Origin of the sequence: Azohydromonas australica DSM 1124, assembly GCF_000430725.1 — a bacterium.
Taxonomy (GTDB): Bacteria; Pseudomonadota; Gammaproteobacteria; order Burkholderiales; family Burkholderiaceae_C; genus Azohydromonas; species Azohydromonas australica.
In genome coordinates this window covers 1-4,732 of the sequence record NZ_AUMO01000075.1, presented here as the reverse complement: position 1 = coordinate 4,732, position 4,732 = coordinate 1, and the positions used below count along the sequence as shown (strand labels likewise).

Genomic DNA, 4,732 nt, shown 5'->3' with positions numbered 1-4,732 from the left:
CGAGTACGGTATCGTCAAAAATCAGATAGCCATGAGCGCTGGGAATCACGTGCGGCCGAATGTTTTCCCAAATGATGCGTGATGTGATGCGCTCGCCGTTCAAATACCGATTGAGGGCGTCATGGCTGAAGTGGGCATGATGCTCGGCATAGTGCGTCAAGGTGAAGTTGACCTGACTCGATAACAGGAACTGACAGTAGTCCACGCGGGATGGATTCATGTCGCCGCCTAGTGAAAGACAAAACTATGATCTATGCTTTCAAGAAGTTCAAGTTGAAATTAATTCATGGGATTTCTATGATTTTCTATCAAACTTTTGCGTAAGTCCTAACAAGGACAATTCGAGCTTTTTCTTAGCTTCGTGGATCCAAGTTTGTATGCAGATGGACAGGTGGAAGATATATACCTCCAGTTTCTTCTCGCCGGCTCGCCCAAGTCAGTCGATTAATTTCAAGACAAAAACTTGTCAAAGCAGCCGATAGACTGGCCATTTTTCCGTTGTACTGCAGGCGCCGCGACACCAGCCACATTAAAAAGAGTTGCACCATGAGAATCAACGATCAAGCTGCCGGTGCCACGTTGAGGATCAAGGTGGATTTCCGAATCTGTACGCCTGACAACCCGAGTGGGCAACAGCCTCACAGGTCAGACATCAGCCCAACCCTCAGGCCACTTGACCATGAGGCAAGGCCCTATATCGAGGGCATGCCCACGCCTGTGGACAAGAAAGCGCTTGACTTATACATTATTTCCACTGGAATTTTTGGGATTCCCGCTTTCATTGAGGCCATAATAATGCTGGGACCATTAATGGAACAGACAGCGGTCGTGCGAGCTTATGCAAGGCTGCTTTCTCTCAAAGGCGACACGCCCGAGAAGGATCTTGATCGGGATTTTGCTGCATGGCAAGATAGGATGGGGCGAAATACGTTTGAAAAACTGGACCAAGCTCCGCCGGAAAATCGTCGCGGTGACTTGACCTCAACGGCGTGAGCCGTGCCAGGCGGCTGGTGCATTAACGGCATGACTGCACGGCGGCGGGTCGCTGGCCCGGGGCCGCCTCCCGTGTTGACAATCTCCATTGAATTTAATTGCACAATTCCACTAATTCAATATATACTTTCTGACGTCGAAAACGGCTGCCGAAGGCCTGAGGCGGATTTTTCAAATCTGTCAAAGACTTAGCGTGAGCTCAAACTTATTTACTCTTGGCGAAATATGGCTCCGATACAAGAGACGCACGCCAATAACCCGGTATCCGACGCGAGATAGGACCAGACCATCCCCTAAGAACTATATTGATAGGAGTAACTTGGTCTTTAGGGACTTTCAACGCCACCTCAAAACTGGTTTCCTCACCGGGACTAAGACGAAGGAGGCCGCCCGGAGCTTCTTGTGTCGCGAATTTTATCAATGCCGGAGTTAAAAAAGAGTGCGTACCTTCACCTTCAACAGAAACCTTAATCTCATTAACCTGCAGGCATTCCCTATCACCCTTAACAACGCCTGCGCTAACAACAATTAAATCATGTGATTCGTCAAGTGGCTGCCGTCTCAAAGTTGGCTTCAGTGTCACATTAATCATTAGATAGCCAAGAGCAAACTTGTAAATGAAGAAAATTCCTCCAAAAACAATAGCTGCTGTCTTGATATCCTCCACTACGCTGCCAGTAGCCATTTATTTTCTCCTTGGCTGGTGTTGAGATAGTATTCCTGATTAAGAAATTGACGACAACCCTCATAAGGTGTCAGTCGCAAGTGTGTTGTCTGTCGCAAGGCCGATCCTTTTTGCGAGGGATCGTCGGCCCAAGCGTGACAAGGGCTTTGGTGTTGCAGAAGTCGGTCGCACAACGACGCGGGACGCTGGTGCCCTGCCTGCCTCGGGCTTCGCTGACACTCCGCGCCGGTCGCTTCACTTGACATAAGGCCTGGTTAGAAATGATCCTCAGCAGACAGCGCCATTAGGGAAGCTCTTATATGGGCGACCCCCGGATCGCAAGTAACGTTGTCGAGTGATGAAGCAGGAGGCAGGGCTGCAGTCTTATATCCGGCCTGTAGTGCAGGCTGGCAAGCCTGCTGGCCCTGATGGCATTCGCCGACGAGGTTCCCCATCTGCTTTACGAGCTTGGTGCTCCACGTTCCTACCGGAGTGATCCCGTCCCGGTCCAACCTGTCTGTCCCATCACACGCTCGGTCGCTTGCTCTCCTTCAAAGCGGTAGTCCGTTCATTCGGTCCTTGTCATGCTGGCTACCACGCGCTGGCTTTCCAGGCCTGTCCTTTGGCCAGTACAGCCCAGATCGTCCTGGCCAGCTTGTTGGCCACCGCGGCGACGGCGACGCAGTAAGGCCGCCGCTTGAGCAATTCGGCCAGCCAAGGCCAAGCTTGACCTTTGTCTGAGCGCACCAATGCTCGGGCGCCATGCATCAGCAAGGTTCGCAGGTAGGCATCTCCTCGCTTGCTGATGCCCAGCTGCCGAACTCGTCCTCCAGTGCCTACTTGGCGGGGTACCAGTCCGATCCATGCCGCGAACTCGCGTGCGTCCTTGAATGCCGTGGGAGACCCCATGCTGGCCACGATAGCCGTGGCCGTGAGCAGGCCGATACCCGGTATTTCAGCGAGCGTCTTGCATGCCGGCATCTCCCTCATGTGCTGCGCCAAGCGCCGTTCCACGGCACCGATGTCGGCATCAAGTTGACGGACCCTGTGCAACTGCTCGTTCAAGCTCTCGATGAGCATGGCTGGCAGCTTGCCTTGCGCATCGCGCAGAGCCCCGGGCAACTCCTCCAGTAGTGCTCGATGGCTTTCCGGCAGCACGATCCCGAACTCGTAGAGCAAACCGCGCAATTCGTTGGTCTGCATGATTCTCATCTTCATGAGCTGGGCTCGTATGCGATGCAAGGCCAACACCACCTGCTGGGCTTCGGTTTTCACGGGAACGAAGCGCATGTCCGGCTGCTGACTTGCCGTCCAGATAGCCCGTGCATCAGCAGCATCGGTTTTGTTTCGATGGACGAACGGGCGGACCATCTTTGGTGGCAACAGCCGCACCTCATGCCCGAGTTTCATGAGTTGGCGGCCCCATTCGTGAGCTCCGCCGCAAGCTTCCATCGCCACGATGGCGGATTCCCGGTTTGCGAACCAGGGCAGCACCTGGGCTCGCTTGAGCTTCATGCGTTCTATGCTGCCCGTGTCTGGGTCAACCCAGTGCAGTTGGAATACCTTCTTAGCGATATCGACTGCGATGACGGTAAGCTCCATGGCGGATCCTCCGGCTCAGTGGTTGAGTTGCATCTCCACTCTGGCACTGCGATGCCGTCGCCGGGGGATCTCTTCGTTAATTGGATCTCCAGCTGCGCACCGCGGTTAGGAGGGGGTCGCCCATACCATCTGCTTTATCCAGTTTTGACCATGGCAGGCCAGGCGTCAGTGAATCCGTAGGGGTTTGTCAGAGCCGCCGGGTCTCAGTTCCAGCCTCCAAGGCAATCGTTCGGCAGCTTTTCGAGCCCCGCCGGGCTGTTTTCCCAAGTTCCGGGCGCACTCATGCCCGGGCCTCCATCAATTCGTGCCGGGCCATCCACAGGTTCGACAGCGCAAACAGCGTGAAGAGTTGGGCCGTGTTCTTCTTCAGCCCGCGGTAGCGCACCTTGACGTGGCCAAACTGGCGCTTGATGACCCGGAAGGGGTGTTCGACCTTGGCCCGGATACTGGCCTTGATCTTCTCCAACTGGTTCACGAGCTGATCGAGCTTGTTGTTGGAATCGAGCTTTGCGCGCTTGCCAGGGCGCATGGCGACATTCCAGCGTACGCCTTCCTTGGCGTCAGGGCGCTTGTGAGCGCCCTGGTAACCGGCATCACCCCAGGCCTCGGTTTCGTCTCCGTGCAGCAAGGTGGTTGCCTCCACCACGTCACTCACGTTGCCCGCCGTGCCCCGCACCGTGTGCACCAGGCCTGATTCGGCATCCACGCCGATATGGGCCTTCATCCCGAAATACCACTGGTTCCCTTTCTTCGACTGGTGCATCTCGGGATCACGCTCGCCTTTGCTGTTCTTGGTCGAGCTCGGCGCCGCAATCAGCGTGGCGTCCACCACCGTGCCGGTGCGCAACAACAACCCCTTCTCGCGCAGCAACTCGTTGACCACGCCAAGGATTTGCTCGGCCAGCTTGTGGCGCTCCAGCAGGCGGCGAAACCGCAGGATCGTCGTCTCGTCGGGCAGTCGCGTGTCCCAGTTATCGAGCTGGGCAAATTCACGAAACAGCGGTACGTCGTGCAGCGATTCCTCCATGGCCGGATCGCTCAGCGTGAACCACTGCTGCATGAAATGGATGCGCAGCATCGTCTGCATGGAAAACGGCGGACGGCCGCGACGACCATCGGGCGCATAGGGCGACACCAGTTCCACCAGAGCAGCCCATGGCACCACACGGTCCATCTGCTCCAGGAACTCGCGCTTGCGCGTGCGCTTGGTCGAAAGGTTCAGCCCGAGATCAGCCTGCTTCATGCCTGGGATGTTCGCTCAGCACACTTACAGCGGCTTTATGCAGAGGTTCCCTACGCCTTTGGTAGCTCGCGAAGTGAGCCCGTTCTGAGGAAAATTCCCAATCAAAAGCGCTTGCGTTCCACTCGAAGACTGGTTTGATCTAAAATTAATAGATAGAATTGGCAACCACTCTTCTAGGACTTACGCAACGAGCACCATCCGCACCGCCGGGCTGCGCAGCTCGGCTCTTA

4 protein-coding genes and 1 pseudogene are annotated in these 4,732 nt (G+C 55.6%); 1 reads left to right on the top strand and 4 read right to left on the bottom strand.

The window, feature by feature from the left end; all coding sequences use genetic code 11:
• Positions 1-220, bottom strand: a pseudogene (locus H537_RS57030) (IS701 family transposase); the annotation flags it as partial.
• A 326-nt stretch (positions 221-546) separates the two neighbouring features.
• Between H537_RS57030 and H537_RS52705 the strand changes: the two are divergent.
• On the top strand, positions 547-993 hold the full coding sequence (locus H537_RS52705; protein WP_156901651.1) for a hypothetical protein: 447 nt from the start codon (positions 547-549) through the stop codon (positions 991-993).
• Positions 994-1,198: 205 nt separating this feature from the next.
• Here H537_RS52705 and H537_RS52700 read toward each other — a convergent pair whose 3' ends face one another.
• The 3 genes from H537_RS52700 to H537_RS0112525 all read right to left on the bottom strand — a co-directional run bounded on the left by H537_RS52700 (position 1,199) and on the right by H537_RS0112525 (position 4,502).
• On the bottom strand, positions 1,199-1,678 hold the full coding sequence (locus tag H537_RS52700) for a hypothetical protein (RefSeq protein ID WP_156901650.1): 480 nt from the start codon (positions 1,676-1,678) through the stop codon (positions 1,199-1,201).
• Positions 1,679-2,248: 570 nt separating this feature from the next.
• Positions 2,249-3,259, bottom strand: a complete 1,011-nt coding sequence (locus H537_RS0112530) for an IS110 family RNA-guided transposase (RefSeq protein WP_028998198.1) — start codon at positions 3,257-3,259, stop codon at positions 2,249-2,251.
• A 280-nt stretch (positions 3,260-3,539) separates the two neighbouring features.
• Positions 3,540-4,502, bottom strand: coding sequence for an IS5 family transposase (locus tag H537_RS0112525; RefSeq protein ID WP_028998197.1), 963 nt, complete (start codon positions 4,500-4,502; stop codon positions 3,540-3,542).
• Between the last annotated feature and the right edge of the window lie 230 nt (positions 4,503-4,732).